Below are 16,405 nucleotides of genomic sequence, written 5' to 3' on the forward strand. Positions count from 1 at the left end.
CGTGTCCTGCAGGCACAGCACAACCGGAAGCGCGGCCATGCGTTGCTGCGTCTGCTGCCAGTGCGGCGCCATGATCGCCTGCCAGTCGACGCTGTCGTTGTCGAAGAAGCGATACGCCGCCATCGTCTCGCCCCAGCCTTGGCACGCCTTCGGCACGCTCGCCGTCGGGTCAGCCGCAAATCGCTCCATCAAGATCCTCGCTCGTTTGTTCAGGCGCGCATCGCCCAGGTCGAGTTGCTCAAATTCCGTCTCGGTCCAAGGTGCAGGTGCTCTCGCCAATTCGTCCACGCAAAAGACGAAAGTAAACCTGAAATGCGGCGAATTTACAAGGGGCGCGTTAAGTCATTGAATGTAAACAGGTTTTCAGCACGGTCGGCACCGCGCGCAAGACTTGTGTATAACGAGGTGCGTTATAGCCCAGCGCAGCCGCGGCAGCGGTAATCTTACGCCAGCCTGTGATCACTTTCTGCACACTGGCCTTTTGAAATTTGACAACATCGCCCTTGTGCAGCAAGGTGACACCTGGATTCAACTCGCGCACACCTGGAGAGTGCTTGAATTTGCTGAAGCGATTTTATCGAAATTGTCGCCAAGACCAACTTTGACTTCCTGGACGCGGGAACCAGGTTCGCGTACGCTGACATGAGCGTAATTCGCCATTCGCAACAACAAAAAGCCGATACCACCACGAATATTATGAGACGGGTTGGTACCGATGGATCCGGCGGTCAGACTTGCGCGGATATTCGGCGGCATAATCAGATTTCCACCCTCCTTTTCCCCCAATAACGCCATCATTCCAGCATCGCCAGGCACGCCAATCTGCATCGGCTTTCGCTTCCATTGAGGGCTTGCGCCGCCTGTTTCGGTCCACACCATCGCCTTGATGAAGCGCCAATCCAGGCGAGAAAAACCCGGTGTCGTTCCAAGGTGGCGATTGTATTCGTTCACTGCAAGCTGAATGTCACAGTCATAGTCGTTCCACGACGGATGTTAGCGGGCTTGTAAAAGCGCGCAAATCTGGGTGCCATTGCGCGTGGCTTTTCGCCATGCGCGCGGCCGTAGACGCCTGCCGCGGGCTCCCACTGGGGGAAGATCGTTCCCCAGCGGGCTTGATGCACAAATCGCGAAATAGTCAAGCTACCCCGTCCCGGGCACGGCGGGGAATTTAACAAAAACCGCGTGCAAAGCCCAAATTTGCGCGCTTTTCAAAGCCCGTTCACAACGGATCGCCGGAAGATGTTTTAATTCCTTTTTTTCGGTGCGGTCGAGTGCCTTTGGCTTTGCCCGCTTAAGGTGCGCATTCGTGTCGGCGACAAAGGCCCACTGAATTATCTCGTGCGGGTCGCCAGCAGTGACGCGCGACGAGGCCACATCCGTGTAATGCACTTGGCGGTAAGTAGTGATCGCCATGCTCGGAGCCTGCGCTTCATCCTTGCGTCATGAATGTATCTGGCGTCGTCCGACTTGACGCCCATGGCGGCGGCCGCGATTGGCGGTCCTGCATGCGCTGCGGCCAGCACGATACATTGCTGCAGGATTGCAGTCCTACGTGGCTGGAGGGCTGTCGGGCGACGAGGCGCGCTTGTCACGGGAAAGAACTTGCCGTGGATGGGAATGTACGCTGTCCAGCATGCAAGTTGCTGCGGAACGCTGTTGCGCCCTGCCCCGTATCAGTCGAGGTCGTCCCAGGCATCCTTCAGCGGCCCGACGACGACATCTTCCAGCAAGGTTTGCTGCGTCAGCCAGGCGCCCACCAGGGCGCGATGCTCATCGCCCAAGGGCGGCGATCCCGCCCCCGCCGACACCCAGCCACTGAACGCGTCGCTCAAGCCGCCACCGAAGACCAGGCCATTGCCCTCGATCGCGATGTCGATGAAATCATCCATCATTGCAAACAGCTTGTCCTTGTCCGGCGCGCCCCGGAAGCGGGCCTCGACGGCGAACGTGAACTCCTGAAACTGAGCGACATGCTGTCCCTTTTTTGTGCGCCGGTGCAGGCGCTCGTTGGCACGAATCATCTTCTCTGCTCTCCATTTGGACCATGGGTCGGGCGCTGGCGCAAGGCGCCTGGCCCAAGCTCACACGGGCTGTTCGAGGACACGCCCGTTTACGGCGTGCACACACTATTGCGGCCCTTGCGCGTGAGCCCTAGCGAAAAATTGAGTTTGCGCGTGTAATGCTTGTCGCCGCCCTTGTAGAACAGCGCGATGGAACCGGTGATGACCTTCCGCACTGTGGCTTCCGGAATCTTGAACACCCGACCCTTGCGCAGCACGCGAACGCCCGCGACGCCCGACGAGTTGATCAGACTGTGCCGCCACTTTGCGTCGCCGTCCACGGCGCTCCTCGTGAAATGTCGTCTGAACAACAAACCGTTTGCAAGCTTACCATTTGATGTGAGATGCATGTCACACTGAACAAAAACCAACAAAGGCGCTCACCTGCGTGCCAATACGCCCGTCTCGCTCGCCAGTTCCTGCACGCGCTTCAGATTCTTTTCGGCCACGCAAGTGAGCTGGGTCGTACCGCGCGCATTGCCGGCGCCGCCACCAATGCTGGCCATGGCGAACGCGCACTGATGCAGGCGGTAGGATGCGAACGCCGTGTTCGATGCCAGCAGCCTGGCCCTTGCCTGCTGGATGTAGCTGTCGTCTTCATCCCACCTGGCGATGGCGCCGGCCGCCTTGGCCTCGGCCTTTTTCAGCGCCCGCGCGCTCTTGATGGCCAACTTCTCAATGCATTCATGCTTGCCGGCCATCGAATACTGCTCGCAGTCGTCGAACGGGTTCACTGGCGGCGCCGCGGTGGCCGCTCGCGCCGGCAGTGACAACAGGGGCGCGGCAAGCAGCGCCAGGACGATCCGGGCCACGCCATGGCGGAGCGTAGCGGGATGTTTCACTTTGGATTTCTGGACATGCATACGACTGCCTTTTCAACAAATGAGTGCCGCCGCCAGTGCGCGCGGTCACGGCCGGATCGCCGCTTCTTGCGATAGTTTTGCCGCGTCGAAGCGCTTAATCCGGCTGAAAATGGTCCGTATAGCGCTTTAACTCCAGCGCCCGCTCGGTATTCGCGGCGCCTAAACAGGCAAGCCGGCTGATCTCGTGCGCGTTGCCGATGGCGCCGCCGCGCAGCGAATCGGCAAACGCGCACTTGGCCTCGCGGTAGCGCACAAAGGCGACGCCGGCGGACCGCATTGTGGTCCTGGCAATGTTTTTGTAACGGTCATTTTCGAACCACTGGGCAATTTTTTGCAGCGCAGCGGCCTCGGCCTTCTTCAAGGATACCGTGCTCTTCGCATGCAATTTACTGAAACAATCATGCCTGCCGGCTTGCGAAAATTCACCGCATTGTTCGTCTTCGACGCGTTGTGGCGCCGCAGCGGACGCTTGAGCCTGTACCGCACTCAACGACGAAGCCAACAGCGCCACCAGAATAATGTGTACTACTGTGCGCATGAGGTTTTTTCCTTTATACAGCTGCTGCCGGGAATGCGCATGGCGATGTCATTGCAGCGCACGCTGGATTGACATCCCAACGCGCAGTAAAGATATCACTTTCCATGATAATAATGCCAACACTTAAGAAACAACCAACAAAATTGAGAGTTGCAACCGCAACAATACAGGCCGCATGTCAGCATACATGTTGTATTCATGACCAACAGTGCAGCACGAGCGCACGGGCTACTTGGGCGGCAAGCCGGCCGTCTCGCGCGCAAGATCGATCACGCGAGCGGCATTCATGTTCGCTACGCACGCCAGCCGGCTGATCTCGTGCGAATCCCCGGCGGCGGCGCCCCTCATCGAGGTGGCAAAGGCGCATTGCGCCCGCCTGAAACGCGCAAACGCGATCCCGGAAGCAGCGAGCCTGGATTTTGCTAACCTGGTGTATTTATCATCCTCATCCCATCCAGCGATCGCGGCGACGGCTTTCGCCTCCGCCTGTTTCAGCACCAGCGCGCTGTCGGCAGCCATCTTATCAACGCAATCGCGCCTGTCCGACTGCGAGAACTGATCGCATTTTTCCGCCGCACCGATCGCCGGTGTCGTCGTCTGCGCTTTTGCCTCCAGCGTAGCGATTGCCCCTGCGAGCAGCGCCACGATGAGAAAATCGCTTACGTAGGACATGACGCTCCCTTTACATCGCGCACCCGATCCAGCGTGAAGTTGATTTTGCGGCCATATGGCGGATCGCCTCGGTACTTATAACGTTCGCAGAGCAGGCTGCTGCTAAATACCCGCCAGCCGATGATGATGTCCTGAACCTTCGTTTTCTGATACTTCACAACTGATAGCCCGCTGTACCGCTCAAGTGACATTTTCCCTTCAACATATTGTTGACCGCCAAAATGATGCAATAATATTATCCATTATACCGCTAAATAACTGCTTTCCAGACATGGTGGACACACCGCGGTTTCATGTTCCAGGGCCTCATCAGTTCAGCCAAGAAAGCAATATGTTGTATTTATGCCTAAGAAAAAGCGCCAGATTGACATTGCCTGCCTACATCTCTAGTTGTTGATTGAGTAATATCCGCAAGGGCCTCATACTCTGTTTCTGCCTGCACGTGACGTGTAGCCATCTAATCGGAGAAAACATGTTCATCATCTGGGGCAAACGCGCCTATGGCGCCGTCCACAAGGTCGGCACGACATCGGTACAAACCGTGTTCGGCCATCTGTACTACCTGCCACTCATCCCGATGAGCAGCCATTACGTCGATTTCAAGACCGGCAGTTATTACCAACTCAATAACCTCGATGGCCGCTCGATCCTGTGCGGCTACCTGCGCATCTGGATGCCGCTGGCGTTCGTGATCGCCCTGGTCGCGTTCGATATGCTTGATAACACCGCCAGCAAGGTGCTGTGCGGGCTGATCATGGCGTTGTCCGCCGTGGCCGGAATCGGCTCGTTCATTTTCGACAAAAAGGTCGTCCGCCACGAAAGCGCCCAGGTGCGCGAGATCATGCACCGCCATTTCGGGGTGGCGCTCGATCCCTACCACTGCCAGGCAAGTTTGCAGGCCGAGATCGAAGACCGGGTGCGTGCGCACAGCGACGAGCCGCTCGACGTGTTCTGGTACAAGAGCACGCTCGATGACGCCGTCAGCCAGCCGCACCTGGTCGACATGGCCGTGCTGCGCGCGCGCTGCGACCGGCACGACAAGCCGCTGCAAGCGCGCGCGCTGCAGCGCCTGCCGGGTGTACGCAAGGTCGCCTGAGTCCTGCCTTTGCCGGCGCCACGCCACGCTTAACCCCTTTTTCCGTACTGAATCGTTTAATGGGTGCGGATGCGTTTCTGGTCCCTGCCCGGCAGTGGGCGCCCTGCCGCCCCGCCGCCGTTTTTAATCGATCAACCCAAGGATTGCCATGATGAACCTGACACCCGCCAAGCGCGTCGCCGGCTGCATAACCGTGCTCGCGCTGATGACGGCATGCGGCAAAAAAGAAGAACCGGCAGAGCACGCGAGCCCCGCCGCCGTCGAGACGGTCGATATTGCAAGTTTGCAAGCTCCGGCAGCGCCGCCACCCCCGGCCGAGAAGGCGAGCGCACGCGCGGCGGCAGCGCCGGCGGCCGCGCCGAACCTGAGCGAGAGGCGCAGCGCGGCCAGCGAAGCGACGCCGGCGCCGCCCAAGCCCCTTACCACGGCCAGTGCTGCCCAGCAACTGGGCGGCGGCACGACCGCCTACAACGATGGCGAACGCAAGTTCATCCGCACGGCCAGCGCGAACTTCCGCGTCAAGGATGTGTACGTCGCCGCGCTCGGCATCGAGGACAGCGTCGCCAGCCATGGCGGTTTCGTGGTCAAGAACGAGATCAGTACCGCCAGCACGCGCACCGAGCGCCAGGCGGTCGGGGACGGCAAATTGATCGAGCTGAACGAATATACGGTGGAGGGACAACTGGTGGTGCGCGTGCCCAGCGCCAAGACCCAGGAATTCCTGCGCGCCATCGCCGGCCACGTGGTGTTTCTGGACGAGCGCAAGTACGCGGCGCACGATGCCCAATTCGACCTGCTGCGCCAGCAGCTCGATGCGATGCGCAGCCAGGAGACCCAGGCCGAACTGGCCGAGGCGGTCCGCGAAGGCGGCAGGTTGATGCAGAAAACCGAGGTGATCGCCATGCGCGGCGATGCCAAGTCCACGCGCGATGCTGCCCTGCTGGCAAAAAAAGTGTTCGAGGACCAGGTGGCGTTCAGCACGATCGCGCTGACGCTGAGCCAGCCATCGCGCGTGCTGCAAAGCGAACGCGTGGACGTCGACAGCATGTACCGCCAGTTGCGCCCGGGCTTTGCCAGCCGGCTGCAAGAGCAGTTGCGCGGCGGCTGGGATGGCACGCTGAACGTGTTCCTGGCGCTCGCAGGCCTGTGGCCATTGCTGCTGATCGCCGGCGCAGGCAGCGCGTTGACGTTGCGCTTCCTGCGCCGGAGCCGGAAAGCCGGCACGGCGCATTAAGCGCCCGCCCCGGCGGCCGCACGCGCATGGCGTCGCGCCGCCATGCATTTTCCGCTGGTGTGTTGCGAAACCACGTCAGGCACATTCGGCACGTCGCCGCCCGAGTACCCGGCGCGGGTGGACTGAACGCCAGGCATGTTGCGGATCAGCTCTTGCATGCCCCAAAAACATCCGCCGGCCAGCATTGCTTGTTCCGTATTGATATGCGCATCAGCGTTATTCAAAGTGAATGTTGCAAAAAAGCATCTTTGGGAGCGGGCCGTTTAGCGCACATTCCCCGTCCGATTGACTTGCTGATGAAATATCTGGGTTAGGCCATCGATCCGGCCGCTGGCGCAAGGCGCCAGGGTTAAGCTCACAAGGACTGTTGAGGATATGCCCGTCTATGGCGCGCACACCCCGCTGCGGCCCTTGCGCACGAGCCCCAGCGAAAAATCGAGTTTGCGGACGTAGTTTTTGTCGCGACGGCCGTTGTAGACCTCGTAGATGTGACTGCTGGTGATCGGACGCCAGCCGGTGATGACCTTTTGCACGGTGGCCTGCTGAGTCTTGACCACCTGACCCTTCTGCAACACGTTGACGCCCGGATTGAGCTCGCGCAGCGTCGCGATCGTACTGTGTTCATTGCGCGCAATCCTGTCGAAGTTATCGCGTTGCTTGACTTTCACCTCCTCCACGGTCGTGCCCGGCACGCGCACAGTGATGTGCGCGTAGGTTGCACTGCGCATCAGCAGGTAACCGATGCCGCCGCGAATATTGTGGGACGGGATGGTGCGGATGGTGCCGCCGGTCAGGCGTGCGCGCAACGCCGGCGGCATGACCAAGTCACCACCTTCTTTGTCGCCCAACAGCGACATCATGCCGGGGTCGCCCAATACGCCGATCTGCATCGGCTTAATCTTCCACTGGGCAGCGGCGGCACCCGATTCGGTCCACAGCATCGCCTTGATTATCTGCCAGTCGAGCAAGACATAAGCCGGCGTGCGGCCCAGGTGGCGGTTGTATTCGTTCACTGCTGCCTGGATATCGCAGTCGTAGAAGTCCCAAGCGGGGTCGCCCGACGATTTGAGCAGCCCTTGCTGCGACTTTTCTAGCCATCCATGAAGTTCCTTGTGAAATATCGATAAACAATAGCCGAATTTGCAAGCATTTCGTCAGATATGACATCAATGCCAAAATCCACTAGAAATATGCAAAAGCGGGCTGGATCATTTGCGTGGCAAGCCGTCCGTTTCGCGCGCCAGTTCCTGCGTGCGCTGCAGATTTTTCTGGGCCAGGCAAGTGAGCCGGGCGGTATCGCGTGAATTGCCGGCGCCGCCGCCGACGGTAGCCACGGAGAACGCGCACTGATGCAGACGGTAGGCGGAGAACATCGCATTCGATGCCTGCAGCCTGGCCCTTGCCTGCTTGACGTCCTTGGCGTCGCCATCCCACCGGGCGATGGCGGCGGCCGCCTTGGCCTCGGCCTTGTCCAGCGCCAACGCGCTGCTCCTGGCCAATTTGGCAATGCAGTCGTGCTTGTCAGCCATCGAATACTGCTCGCAGTCGTCGAACGGATCGACGGGCGGCGCCGGTGTGGCGGCGCCCGCTTGCAGAGCAAGCAGTGGCGCGACCAGCAGCATGAGGGCGATGCAGGCGACTCCATGGCGGAGCGTGAGGAAATGTTGCACTATTGACCTCCAATTAATTGGACAAAAGATCGTCCGTGTCGCGCTTTAGTTCCAGCGCCCGTTCGACATTCATGTCAGCCAGGCAAGCAAGCCGGGTGATGTCGTGGTCGTTGCCGATGGCAGCGCCGCGCCGCGCAGCGCGACGATAAAGGCGCACCTGGCCTCGCGGTAACGCACAAAGGCCGCGTCAGCGGCCCGCATCTTAGTCCTGGCAATGTTTTTGTACCGGTCATTTTCGAACCACAGAGCGATTTTTCCGAGCGCATCGGCCTCGGCCTTCTTCAGCGTCAGCGTGCTCTCCACGAATGATTTTCTGAAACAATCGTGCCTGCCGGCTTGCGAGAACTTATTGCATTTATCGACTGTACCAACGTGTGGAGCAACTGCGGGCGATTGGGCCTGCACCGAACTCATCGGAAACGCCAACAGCGCCGACAAGACAATTTTAGATACCGTGCGCATGATGCTTCTTTCCTTTTATACAGCGTGCCTTGGGAATACGGGCGAGCATTCCCAAGCGACTTCGGCGCGTCTCAATATTAAGCAAATGATATCACGAACAATGATAAAAATACCAACATTTAAGCGCCGGGCGGGCAATTCGAGGAAGACAGTTGCACCAATAAAACCGCTAGGAGTCTGCGCGGCAGAACATCTGCAAACGACGGCCCGATTTTTCGACCGCTCAAAGCGCTCCGGAATCGATTTTTTCGATGTGGGCAAGGGGTCAAGGACCGCTGGAAATATCTGAAATCGTAGCAAAATCGTTCTGCCGCGCAGACTCCTGGCTGGCGGCCTTGCGCAGTGCCGGCACGGGGCCGGCCACGCTGTACCGGGTTGACGTTGCGACGGGCGCGGCGGCGCCGTTCAACGGCACGGCCAATCCGGCGAACTCGGTGATCGGCCCGGGCGGCGTGGCCGTGCCCGATATTGCGGTGTTGCTGAAGTAAAGGGAGCCGGGGCGCAGCCGTCGCCGGGCGACGGCTGCGGTCAGCGCTTAGCCTGCGCTCTGGTCGCGCTGCGGCAGGCGCCAGTCCTTGCGCACGAAGTGGCAGGTGTAGCCGCCCGGATTGCGCTCCAGGTAATCCTGGTGTTCCGGCTCGGCGTTCCAGAACGGTCCGGCCGGCGCCAGCTCGGTCACCACTTTGCCGGGCCACATGCCGGAGGCGTCGACGTCGGCGATGGTGTCGAGCGCGGTTGCCTTCTGCGCATCGCTGGAATAATAGATGGCGGACCGGTAGCTCACGCCGGTATCGTTGCCCTGGCGATTCGGCGTGGATGGGTCGTGGATCTGGAAGAAAAATTCCAGCAACTTGCGGTAGCTCATCACATCGGGGTCGAAGCTGATTTCGATCGCTTCGGCATGCGTGCCATGGTTGCGGTAGGTGGCGTTCGGCACGTCGCCGCCCGAGTAACCGACCCGTGTGGACTGAACGCCAGGCATTTTGCGGATCAGGTCTTGCATGCCCCAAAAACACCCGCCGGCCAGGATTGCTTGTTCTGTTTTCATCTGTGCGTCCTCGTTATTCAAGTAATTGTTTGCATCCAGGCATATACTCAAGCCTGCCTTTCCGATCATAGATGGGACGCCAGCGCCATATTGCAATAGTCGATGCCATGCGACTGGCACGCGGGACGGGGTCGCTTGGTAAAATCTGCATGGATCTGGTCACAAGGCGAGTAATGACACAACAACGAGCATCGGACCACGCTGCATTCGGCGCCTTGCTTGCGACGCACCGCAACGAGCATTTTTTCCGTTTGACCGGCAATACCATCGCCACGCTGCTGGCAGCGGGCGGCTTGCTCGCGTTTTGGTTCAGCACGCAGGACGTGGCGAAGTACGAGTACGCCGGCAACGCGTGGATGCTCGGAGCGGCGGGAATCGGCGCTGTGGTCCTGGGCTTTGCCATCGGCTGGGGTATCCGGCGCGTTTCGCTGGCGCAGCAGACCTACCGGCTGTATCAGTACGGCATTCGCACCAGCGGCCCCCAAGGGCGGCACGCCGTCCTGTATCGCGATATCGAAGACATTCTGTATTTTGATAACGGCACCTGCGCCTTTCGGAGCACGCCGCAGCAGCCCTGGATCCTGATCGGCCATCCCATACGCGACTGCGGCGGTTTAACTTACCGCATGCGCTATCTGCATAGAAAACAGCGGGCGGCCAGGCTATACGACCGGCTGAACGCTGGAGAAACAGTCACGTTCCGCTATCTGGACGACAAGGCCGCGCGCAGCGTCAGTCACAGCGTCGCCCATGTCAAGGATTATCCGACGTCCGTACTGAGCATGGATGAACAGCAGGTGCGCATCGGCCGGAAAGTCATCGACATCGAGCACATCGACACAGTTGGATTCAATCGTTGGACAAAAAACATGACGATAAGGAGCATGAAGGATGGCTCGGATTTTCACAAGATGCATGGGAAGGCGATCCTGTCGGGCGAGGTGCTGCATTTCATGATTTTCGATATGCAGGCGCGACGCCGCACGGAGGCCCGCCGGCTGAAAAAGTTGCGCAAGGGCCATGCGAACGAAGTTTGATAGAATCGGCTTGTCAGATTCTTGATCTTGCCATGCTGCGCTCGATGCAAGCGCAGTCACCATCGATGATGAAAGCGAGCGATGATAGCCACTGAGAAAAAGCCGGATGCGGGAAGCGGCGCCACCGGGGCGCTTGGTCCATTGATTGCCACCTATGGCAAAAGCCGTTCGTTTCTTTTCGTCGGCTGGTTCATGGCGGCGCTGTTCGCCGGGGTCGGCTTGTTCGTGCTGTGGCTCACCACGCGCATCGGCCCCAATTTCCGATTCAACGGCGATGTGTCGCTCCTGTACATGGTGGGGTTCGGCTCGCTGGCGCTGGGCATCGCGACCGCGCTGCTTTTCTGGCGCCTGGCGGCATCGCAGCCGACCTTCCAGTTGTTCGAGAACGGCATCCACGCCAGCGGTCCCGATGGCGGCAAGGTCACCTTGTACCGCGACCTGGAAGACCTGTACAGCTTCTTTTACGGCGGTATCGGCTATCGCGCCGCGCCGGGTGCGCCGTGGACGTTTATCGGCAGCCGCATTCACCGCTTTGCCGAATTGAGCGAACGCTTGAACAGCCTGCAGGTCAAGCATCGGGGCGAGGCCTTGCATCAGCAGCTGCGCGCCGGAAAACCGGTGATCTTCCGCTATTTCGAGGACAGCGTGGCGCAATCGAAAAGCATGGTCGCCACGCGGAATATGGATTTCCCGACGTTCGAGATGATCCTGAGCGCGGACCAGTTACAGATCGGGCAAAAAAGCATCCAGATCGCCCGCATCAGCAATATCAAGACCAATTTGTGGACCGAAAAATCGAGCATCATCGATGTCGATGGCAAGGTGTTTCACAAGATTCATCCGAGTTCGATTTTATCGTTCGCACTGCTGCATGCGCTGATCGCACGGCAGCAGCAATCGCTGCCGACCAACGCATGAACACAGCGCTAGCGGCCGCCTTGCCGATCAGCGCGTGCAGATGCCTTTACTATCGATCAGTACAGTCGGCATCGAATGCCCGGCTTGCGGCTTGCCGATCAGCTGCTGTAATCGTGCGTCGCTTTCGCACTGGCGTGTACCCTTGCCGGGCGAACTGGCTGGCGCAACGACCGCGGCGGCGGCTTCACTCGCTCGCGCCGCGCCCAGCAGCTCCGTCGTGGGCGGCTCGGGGGTGACCGTCGCGCCGGCGCTCACCGGCGTGACGGGCTGGACGTCGCCGGTGGAACAGCCGGCGGCCGACAAGGCCAGCACGGCGGCGCCGGCAAGGCCCGGCAGCCGGCGCCATGGCTGGCGCGCGCCGGCGCGTACACTGTCGGCGCTATCGCTGGAGACCACGCTGCCGTCCTGGCGCTTGTCCATGCGCACGCACAGATCGCCATTGAGGTTTTCCGCGATCAGCGCGGCCCCTTCCACGGCCGGCATGGCCGACAGATTGAAGACGTTCTTGTCGCACCCCTTGCAGTGACGGACACGATGATCGCCCGTCATGCCGTCCCATGAGGCGCTGCAAGGTACCGGAATCTCGACAAGGTGCAGTGCAATGGGCTGGTGCTGTGGGCGTGCTGGTTTCATGGTCGGATCCGTTTCGTCAAGTGCGTGGGAAGCCCGGATGGGCGTTTTTCACATCGGCACAGAATGAAACGGCCGTGTCATGCAAACGGGGTTCATGTTATTTTTCGCCAAGCAAAAACTTGTTGCTGATGGCCTTGAAGCTGACATCCGCGCTCAGGCACTTGAAAACGAACCCTTCACGCTCGGTGCCGGCCTTGAGCACACTCTTGCCTTCGGCGCTGGCCAACAGCGATGCAACGCTCGCGCCGGCCAGGTTGTGCGTTCCCAGCACGGGGCAATGCAAGATGCCGGTGCCGTCGAGGAAGGCCATGCGTTCGGCCGACGTCAGGTAGCCGCCGCGGTCGATGTCGTAGACGTCGAACACATGCAGTTGCGGCGCGCCGACCCCGTAAGGATTGCCCTGGACGTTAGGCCCGATCAGCTCACCTTGCACGGCCAGGTTGCGCCCGCTTGCGCGCAGCAACGCTTCCAGCTTGTTCTCGCGTGCGAGCTTCCAATAGGAATTGTTTTCGGTTTCAAGCAAATCGAGATTGCGGCTGCAAACGCCAAATTCGCCCTGGAAAAGATAGGCGGTCAGGCTGGAGCCGTCGAGCTTTTCGGTCACTTCCCACTCCAGTCCGGCGTCCACCCATTCTTCGAGCTCGGCCACGAGATTCTGGATGCGCTCCTGATTGGTCTTGCGCACGAACGACGGGAACGGCCCTTTCACGATCCCCTGCAGATCGGCCGGAATCGGCGGCTCGTACTTTTGAATGCCGAGCATCTCGCTGAGGTCGTCGCCCTCGCCCGCGCCGTCCGGCACGGGCAGCAGCAGGCCCTGGCTGATCTGTCCGCGCAGTTTAACGGTGCGCAAGCGCGCGCCGGACACGCCATTGAACTCGCGCTTGTCCTTGCACAGGAAAGGCGCGAGCGTTTCCGGCACCCAGGAATCGACTTCGAGATACAGGGCGTTGCAGCCGACCTGGAATTCACCCTTCTTCGATACGACCTTCCAGCCGTCGACCGTGACGCATTCGATCGCATCGGCGCCCGGAATCGGCGCGATATCGATGACCTTGCGAACGGTGGCTAATTTACGCATGTACTACTCCTGACTGTTTCATTATGATTCACTTGCGCAAGTATACAACGCTGCCGGATCAGCAGTCGGCGTTGCCGCATTCCGCATATGCGCGCAAGGTCTTGATGCGCGCTTCGGTCATCGACGACTGGCACGCACGTTCTTCCACGCCGTAGGAACGGGCCTCTGCCGTGCTCGTCGCTTCGTACTCGCAACTGGCGCCCCGAAAGATAATCCACGCCTGCTGCGTCCTGGCCAGCTTGTCGCGGTCGCGCGCCTCGGGCAGACGCTTTTGCGCACGCGCATATTGCGTGCGCATCTGGATTTCGCGCGCGGCCAGTTTGACCGACAGGCACTCTTCCGTCGCGCCGAGCCGCCCTGCGCAATTGTTTTCAGTGACGCTTTTCCTGATCTGGGAGGGGGTTTTCCCCATTTCTTTCGCGACCGCGGCCACCAGCCATTGATTCATCGGCGCTTCCGCACGGGCCGGCGTGGCGCTCAGCAGCGCTAGCAACAGCAGCATGGTTTTCATCGCAGGTGTCGGCTCCGGAAATGTTATCAAAGGAGCATAGTAGTGATCCGGCCAGCCTTGGCCGGACTTCCTGAGACAAGCGTAATGCCCCGTCCATGAAAACTCACAGGGCGGCGCAAACCTTACTTCGCCGGCTGGACCGGGGGAGCACCTTCCCAATGGACGCCATGCTTGCGCTGCGCACCCTTGCCTGCCGGCTCAGCCCGATCGTACGCCGCTGCCACCTTGCCCGTGAGTTCGCGATGTGGCCCGGCAGCGTCTTTTTGCCCGATGGCCTCGCTGGCGGACGCCTCCGGCTCGCGTGACGGGCGGGTTGCCGGCGGCGCGCCCATGGTCACCCGCATCGCCGGCGGCTCGGCGGCCGGCGTTGCGGCGGCCGCCGTAGCGGGGGCTGGGGCGGCGGCGAAGGCGGCGCCGGCGGCGGACAGGGCCAGCGCGGCGGCGCCGGCCATGTGCGGCAGGCCCCGCCACGCCTGGCGCACCGTGGCGCGCTGGCTGTCGCCGCAATCGCTGGTCATCACCGTGCCGTCCTGGCGCTGGTAAAACCGGACGCACAGATCGCCTTGATGGTTGTCCGCCAGCAGCCGGGTGGCGTCGGCCTCGGGCATGGCCGAGAGATTGAAAACGTTCTTGTTGCAGTCGTTGCAGTGACGCACGCGTTCGTCGCCTCGCATGTCATCCCATGAGGCCGTGCAAGGCGCGGCGATGTCGATACGCTGCAGCGGGATGGTGTGCTTGTTGGGATGCTTCATGGGGAGATCCGTTTCGTGAGATGGAGGGAGCCGACTGGACAATGTGTCATCGGCTGCATCGTGAAACGGATCGGGTACGCAAACGGGGTTAAACGGACGAAAAAAAAGCTCCCCTTGGGGAGCTGTTTTTCCTGATACTGGCGGAGAGGGTGGGATTCGAACCCACGGATGGGTCGCCCCATCGCTTGATTTCGAGTCAAGTACATTCGACCACTCTGCCACCTCTCCTGCTTACTTCAAAAAAAATCCCCTGGCAGTAGGGGATTCCTTCTTTATTCCTGGCGGAGAGGGTGGGATTCGAACCCACGGATGGGTCGCCCCATCGCTTGATTTCGAGTCAAGTACATTCGACCACTCTGCCACCTCTCCTTTCTCACATTGCTGCGAGAAGGCAAAATTATAGCCCCCCTCCCAAAAAAAGGGAAGCGCTATTTTCAGGGCGTCAACGCGGCCAGGCCACCCATGTACGGACGCAGCACTTCCGGCACGAGCACGCTGCCATCGGCCTGCTGGTAGTTTTCCAGCACCGCCACCAGGGTGCGCCCCACGGCCAGGCCGGAACCGTTGAGCGTGTGCAGCAGTTCCGGCTTGCCGGCCGCGTTGCGGAAACGTGCCTGCATGCGGCGCGCCTGGAACGCTTCGCAGTTCGACAGCGACGAAATCTCGCGGTAGGTGTTCTGCGCCGGCAGCCACACTTCCAGGTCATAGGTCTTGGTCGCACCGAAACCCATGTCGCCGCTACACAGCGACATCACGCGGTACGGCAGGCCCAGCCCTTTCAGGATGGCTTCGGCGTGCCCGACCATCTCTTCGAGCACGTCGTACGAGGTGTCGGGATGGACCACCTGCACCAATTCCACTTTGTCGAACTGGTGCTGGCGGATCATGCCGCGCGTGTCGCGCCCGGCACTGCCCGCTTCCGAGCGGAAGCACGGCGTGTGTGCGGTCATCTTGATCGGCAAGCTGTCGATGGCGACGATTTCGTCGCGCACGGTGTTGGTCAGCGATACTTCCGAGGTGGGAATCAGGTAGAAGGTCTCGCCCTCGCCTTCCGCGCCGCCCTTTTTGACCGAGAACAGGTCGGCTTCGAACTTGGGCAACTGGCCGGTGCCGCGCAGCGAATCGGCGTTGACCAGGTACGGGGTATAGCATTCGGTGTAGCCATGCTCGCCGGTGTGGGTGTCGAGCATGTACTGGGCCAGCGCGCGGTGCAGGCGCGCGATGCCGCCCTTCATCACCGAGAAGCGCGAGCCGGTCAGTTTGACGGCCGTCACCAGGTCGAGCCCGAGCGCGCTGCCGACGTCGACGTGGTCGCGCACCTCGAAGTCGAATACCGGCGGGGCGCCGACCTTGCGCACTTCGACATTGCCGCTTTCATCGTCCCCGGTGGGCACGGAGGCGTGCGGCAGGTTCGGCACCGCTTCCATGAACACGGCCAGCCTGGCTTGCACGTCGATCAGCGCGCTTTCGTCGGCCTTGAGCTGGTCGCCCAGGCCGGCGGCGTCGGCCATCACGGCCGACGTGTCTTCGCCTTTGCCCTTGAGCATGCCGATCTGTTTCGCCAGCGCGTTGCGCTTGCTTTGCAGCTCTTCGGTACGCGTTTGAATCGCCTTGCGTTCGGCTTCGAGGGCGGTGAAGCCGGCCACGTCGAGCTGGAACTTGCGGGTCGCCAGGCGGGCGGCGACGTTGTCGATATCTTTACGGAGAAGTTGAATGTCTATCATTGTCGGAAGTGCCGGTATGTGGAGGGCGGAAGGACCCGTCGCCGGAATCGCGTCGCCCTGAGAACCGCGCGTGCGGATGGTCCCGCGCACGGTTCAAGCAAAATAA

At 60.7% G+C, this 16,405-nt stretch carries 24 protein-coding genes, 2 tRNA genes and 1 pseudogene; 5 read left to right on the forward strand and 22 right to left on the reverse strand.

The window, feature by feature from the left end; genetic code table 11:
• The 10 genes from F1735_RS13800 to F1735_RS13845 form a co-directional block, all read right to left on the reverse strand.
• Positions 1-279 (reverse strand): IS4/Tn5 family transposase DNA-binding protein (locus tag F1735_RS13800; RefSeq protein ID WP_267876664.1); only part of this gene is annotated, 279 nt, incomplete at its 3' end.
• 58 nt (positions 280-337) lie between these two features.
• Positions 338-532, reverse strand: a complete 195-nt coding sequence (locus F1735_RS13805) for a hypothetical protein (RefSeq protein WP_167237473.1) — start codon at positions 530-532, stop codon at positions 338-340.
• Positions 529-951 (reverse strand): hypothetical protein, encoded by a 423-nt coding sequence (locus F1735_RS13810; protein ID WP_167237474.1) that lies wholly within the window; start codon positions 949-951, stop codon positions 529-531. Before F1735_RS13810 ends, F1735_RS13805 begins: the two co-directional genes overlap by 4 nt.
• A 189-nt stretch (positions 952-1,140) precedes the next feature.
• Positions 1,141-1,413 (reverse strand): hypothetical protein, encoded by a 273-nt coding sequence (locus tag F1735_RS13815; protein WP_167237475.1) that lies wholly within the window; start codon positions 1,411-1,413, stop codon positions 1,141-1,143.
• Between the two features lie 260 nt (positions 1,414-1,673).
• The gene (locus tag F1735_RS13820; RefSeq protein ID WP_167224543.1) at positions 1,674-2,021 is read right to left on the reverse strand and encodes a 50S ribosome-binding protein YggL; all 348 of its coding nucleotides are present in this window, start codon (positions 2,019-2,021) and stop codon (positions 1,674-1,676) included.
• Positions 2,022-2,110: 89 nt separating this feature from the next.
• Positions 2,111-2,341, reverse strand: coding sequence for a hypothetical protein (locus tag F1735_RS13825; RefSeq protein WP_167237476.1), 231 nt, complete (start codon positions 2,339-2,341; stop codon positions 2,111-2,113).
• A gap of 99 nt (positions 2,342-2,440) precedes the next feature.
• A complete protein-coding gene (locus F1735_RS13830) occupies positions 2,441-2,902 on the reverse strand; it encodes a lysozyme inhibitor LprI family protein (protein WP_167237477.1) in 462 nt (153 codons plus the stop codon).
• Positions 2,903-3,017: 115 nt separating this feature from the next.
• Positions 3,018-3,461 carry a lysozyme inhibitor LprI family protein gene (locus tag F1735_RS13835; RefSeq protein WP_167237478.1) on the reverse strand — a complete coding sequence of 148 codons (444 nt, stop codon included), beginning with the start codon at positions 3,459-3,461 and terminating at the stop codon, positions 3,018-3,020.
• Positions 3,462-3,689: 228 nt separating this feature from the next.
• On the reverse strand, positions 3,690-4,133 hold the full coding sequence (locus F1735_RS13840; RefSeq protein ID WP_167237479.1) for a lysozyme inhibitor LprI family protein: 444 nt from the start codon (positions 4,131-4,133) through the stop codon (positions 3,690-3,692).
• The gene (locus F1735_RS13845) at positions 4,121-4,363 is read right to left on the reverse strand and encodes a hypothetical protein (protein ID WP_167237480.1); all 243 of its coding nucleotides are present in this window, start codon (positions 4,361-4,363) and stop codon (positions 4,121-4,123) included. Before F1735_RS13845 ends, F1735_RS13840 begins: the two co-directional genes overlap by 13 nt.
• 242 nt (positions 4,364-4,605) lie before the next feature.
• Here F1735_RS13845 and F1735_RS13850 point away from each other — a divergent pair, with 242 nt between their 5' ends.
• Together F1735_RS13850 and F1735_RS13855 are read left to right on the forward strand one after the other, a co-directional pair.
• The gene (locus F1735_RS13850) at positions 4,606-5,229 is read left to right on the forward strand and encodes a hypothetical protein (RefSeq protein WP_167237481.1); all 624 of its coding nucleotides are present in this window, start codon (positions 4,606-4,608) and stop codon (positions 5,227-5,229) included.
• Positions 5,230-5,380: 151 nt separating this feature from the next.
• The gene (locus tag F1735_RS13855) at positions 5,381-6,463 is read left to right on the forward strand and encodes a DUF4349 domain-containing protein (RefSeq protein ID WP_167237482.1); all 1,083 of its coding nucleotides are present in this window, start codon (positions 5,381-5,383) and stop codon (positions 6,461-6,463) included.
• An 83-nt stretch (positions 6,464-6,546) separates the two neighbouring features.
• On the opposite strand, the pseudogene F1735_RS13860 reads toward F1735_RS13855, so the two are convergent.
• The 4 genes and pseudogenes from F1735_RS13860 to F1735_RS13875 form a co-directional block, all read right to left on the reverse strand.
• Positions 6,547-6,648: pseudogene (locus F1735_RS13860) on the reverse strand (peptide-methionine (S)-S-oxide reductase); the annotation flags it as partial.
• A gap of 198 nt (positions 6,649-6,846) precedes the next feature.
• Complete coding sequence (locus F1735_RS13865) at positions 6,847-7,476, reverse strand: LysM peptidoglycan-binding domain-containing protein (protein ID WP_373888520.1); 630 nt, start codon at positions 7,474-7,476, stop codon at positions 6,847-6,849.
• Positions 7,477-7,671: 195 nt separating this feature from the next.
• On the reverse strand, positions 7,672-8,133 hold the full coding sequence (locus tag F1735_RS13870) for a lysozyme inhibitor LprI family protein (protein WP_167237483.1): 462 nt from the start codon (positions 8,131-8,133) through the stop codon (positions 7,672-7,674).
• Between the two features lie 69 nt (positions 8,134-8,202).
• Positions 8,203-8,595 carry a hypothetical protein gene (locus F1735_RS13875; protein ID WP_167237484.1) on the reverse strand — a complete coding sequence of 131 codons (393 nt, stop codon included), beginning with the start codon at positions 8,593-8,595 and terminating at the stop codon, positions 8,203-8,205.
• A 251-nt stretch (positions 8,596-8,846) separates the two neighbouring features.
• Here F1735_RS13875 and F1735_RS13880 point away from each other — a divergent pair, with 251 nt between their 5' ends.
• Complete coding sequence (locus F1735_RS13880; RefSeq protein ID WP_167237485.1) at positions 8,847-9,083, forward strand: hypothetical protein; 237 nt, start codon at positions 8,847-8,849, stop codon at positions 9,081-9,083.
• Positions 9,084-9,130: 47 nt separating this feature from the next.
• Here F1735_RS13880 and msrA read toward each other — a convergent pair whose 3' ends face one another.
• Positions 9,131-9,643, reverse strand: a complete 513-nt coding sequence (gene msrA, locus F1735_RS13885; RefSeq protein WP_167237486.1) for a peptide-methionine (S)-S-oxide reductase MsrA — start codon at positions 9,641-9,643, stop codon at positions 9,131-9,133.
• Between the two features lie 173 nt (positions 9,644-9,816).
• On the opposite strand from msrA, the gene F1735_RS13890 reads away from it, so the two are divergent.
• On the forward strand, positions 9,817-10,680 hold the full coding sequence (locus F1735_RS13890) for a hypothetical protein (protein ID WP_167237487.1): 864 nt from the start codon (positions 9,817-9,819) through the stop codon (positions 10,678-10,680).
• A gap of 81 nt (positions 10,681-10,761) precedes the next feature.
• Complete coding sequence (locus F1735_RS13895) at positions 10,762-11,598, forward strand: hypothetical protein (RefSeq protein ID WP_167237488.1); 837 nt, start codon at positions 10,762-10,764, stop codon at positions 11,596-11,598.
• A 27-nt stretch (positions 11,599-11,625) separates the two neighbouring features.
• Here the strand turns inward: F1735_RS13895 and F1735_RS13900 are convergent, their stop codons facing one another.
• From F1735_RS13900 to serS, 7 genes are all read right to left on the reverse strand, one after another.
• A complete protein-coding gene (locus tag F1735_RS13900) occupies positions 11,626-12,231 on the reverse strand; it encodes a hypothetical protein (RefSeq protein ID WP_167237489.1) in 606 nt (201 codons plus the stop codon).
• A 97-nt stretch (positions 12,232-12,328) separates the two neighbouring features.
• On the reverse strand, positions 12,329-13,312 hold the full coding sequence (locus tag F1735_RS13905) for an RNA ligase (ATP) (protein ID WP_167237490.1): 984 nt from the start codon (positions 13,310-13,312) through the stop codon (positions 12,329-12,331).
• Between the two features lie 58 nt (positions 13,313-13,370).
• Positions 13,371-13,814, reverse strand: coding sequence for a lysozyme inhibitor LprI family protein (locus tag F1735_RS13910; RefSeq protein ID WP_167237491.1), 444 nt, complete (start codon positions 13,812-13,814; stop codon positions 13,371-13,373).
• Between the two features lie 131 nt (positions 13,815-13,945).
• The gene (locus F1735_RS13915; RefSeq protein WP_167237492.1) at positions 13,946-14,575 is read right to left on the reverse strand and encodes a hypothetical protein; all 630 of its coding nucleotides are present in this window, start codon (positions 14,573-14,575) and stop codon (positions 13,946-13,948) included.
• A gap of 138 nt (positions 14,576-14,713) precedes the next feature.
• A tRNA-Ser gene (locus F1735_RS13920) sits at positions 14,714-14,803 on the reverse strand.
• Positions 14,804-14,854: 51 nt separating this feature from the next.
• Positions 14,855-14,944: transfer RNA gene (locus F1735_RS13925), tRNA-Ser, on the reverse strand.
• 65 nt (positions 14,945-15,009) lie between these two features.
• A complete protein-coding gene (serS, locus tag F1735_RS13930; protein WP_167237493.1) occupies positions 15,010-16,299 on the reverse strand; it encodes a serine--tRNA ligase in 1,290 nt (429 codons plus the stop codon).
• Between the last annotated feature and the right edge of the window lie 106 nt (positions 16,300-16,405).

It is taken from the genome of Massilia genomosp. 1, from assembly GCF_011682185.1.
In the GTDB taxonomy this organism is placed as follows: Bacteria; Pseudomonadota; Gammaproteobacteria; order Burkholderiales; family Burkholderiaceae_D; genus Telluria_A; species Telluria_A rubra.

Coding starts and splice junctions, on each gene's coding strand:
- F1735_RS13815 (WP_167237475.1), bottom strand. CDS start 1,413: ATGGCGATCACTACTTACCGCCAAGTGCATTACACGGATGTGGCCTCG.
- F1735_RS13820 (WP_167224543.1), bottom strand. CDS start 2,021: ATGATTCGTGCCAACGAGCGCCTGCACCGGCGCACAAAAAAGGGACAG.
- F1735_RS13835 (WP_167237478.1), bottom strand. CDS start 3,461: ATGCGCACAGTAGTACACATTATTCTGGTGGCGCTGTTGGCTTCGTCG.
- F1735_RS13840 (WP_167237479.1), bottom strand. CDS start 4,133: ATGTCCTACGTAAGCGATTTTCTCATCGTGGCGCTGCTCGCAGGGGCA.
- F1735_RS13850 (WP_167237481.1), top strand. CDS start 4,606: ATGTTCATCATCTGGGGCAAACGCGCCTATGGCGCCGTCCACAAGGTC.
- F1735_RS13855 (WP_167237482.1), top strand. CDS start 5,381: ATGAACCTGACACCCGCCAAGCGCGTCGCCGGCTGCATAACCGTGCTC.
- F1735_RS13875 (WP_167237484.1), bottom strand. CDS start 8,595: ATGCGCACGGTATCTAAAATTGTCTTGTCGGCGCTGTTGGCGTTTCCG.
- F1735_RS13880 (WP_167237485.1), top strand. CDS start 8,847: ATGTGGGCAAGGGGTCAAGGACCGCTGGAAATATCTGAAATCGTAGCA.
- msrA (WP_167237486.1), bottom strand. CDS start 9,643: ATGAAAACAGAACAAGCAATCCTGGCCGGCGGGTGTTTTTGGGGCATG.
- F1735_RS13890 (WP_167237487.1), top strand. CDS start 9,817: ATGACACAACAACGAGCATCGGACCACGCTGCATTCGGCGCCTTGCTT.
- F1735_RS13895 (WP_167237488.1), top strand. CDS start 10,762: ATGATAGCCACTGAGAAAAAGCCGGATGCGGGAAGCGGCGCCACCGGG.
- F1735_RS13900 (WP_167237489.1), bottom strand. CDS start 12,231: ATGAAACCAGCACGCCCACAGCACCAGCCCATTGCACTGCACCTTGTC.
- F1735_RS13905 (WP_167237490.1), bottom strand. CDS start 13,312: ATGCGTAAATTAGCCACCGTTCGCAAGGTCATCGATATCGCGCCGATT.
- F1735_RS13910 (WP_167237491.1), bottom strand. CDS start 13,814: ATGCTGCTGTTGCTAGCGCTGCTGAGCGCCACGCCGGCCCGTGCGGAA.
- F1735_RS13915 (WP_167237492.1), bottom strand. CDS start 14,575: ATGAAGCATCCCAACAAGCACACCATCCCGCTGCAGCGTATCGACATC.
- serS (WP_167237493.1), bottom strand. CDS start 16,299: ATGATAGACATTCAACTTCTCCGTAAAGATATCGACAACGTCGCCGCC.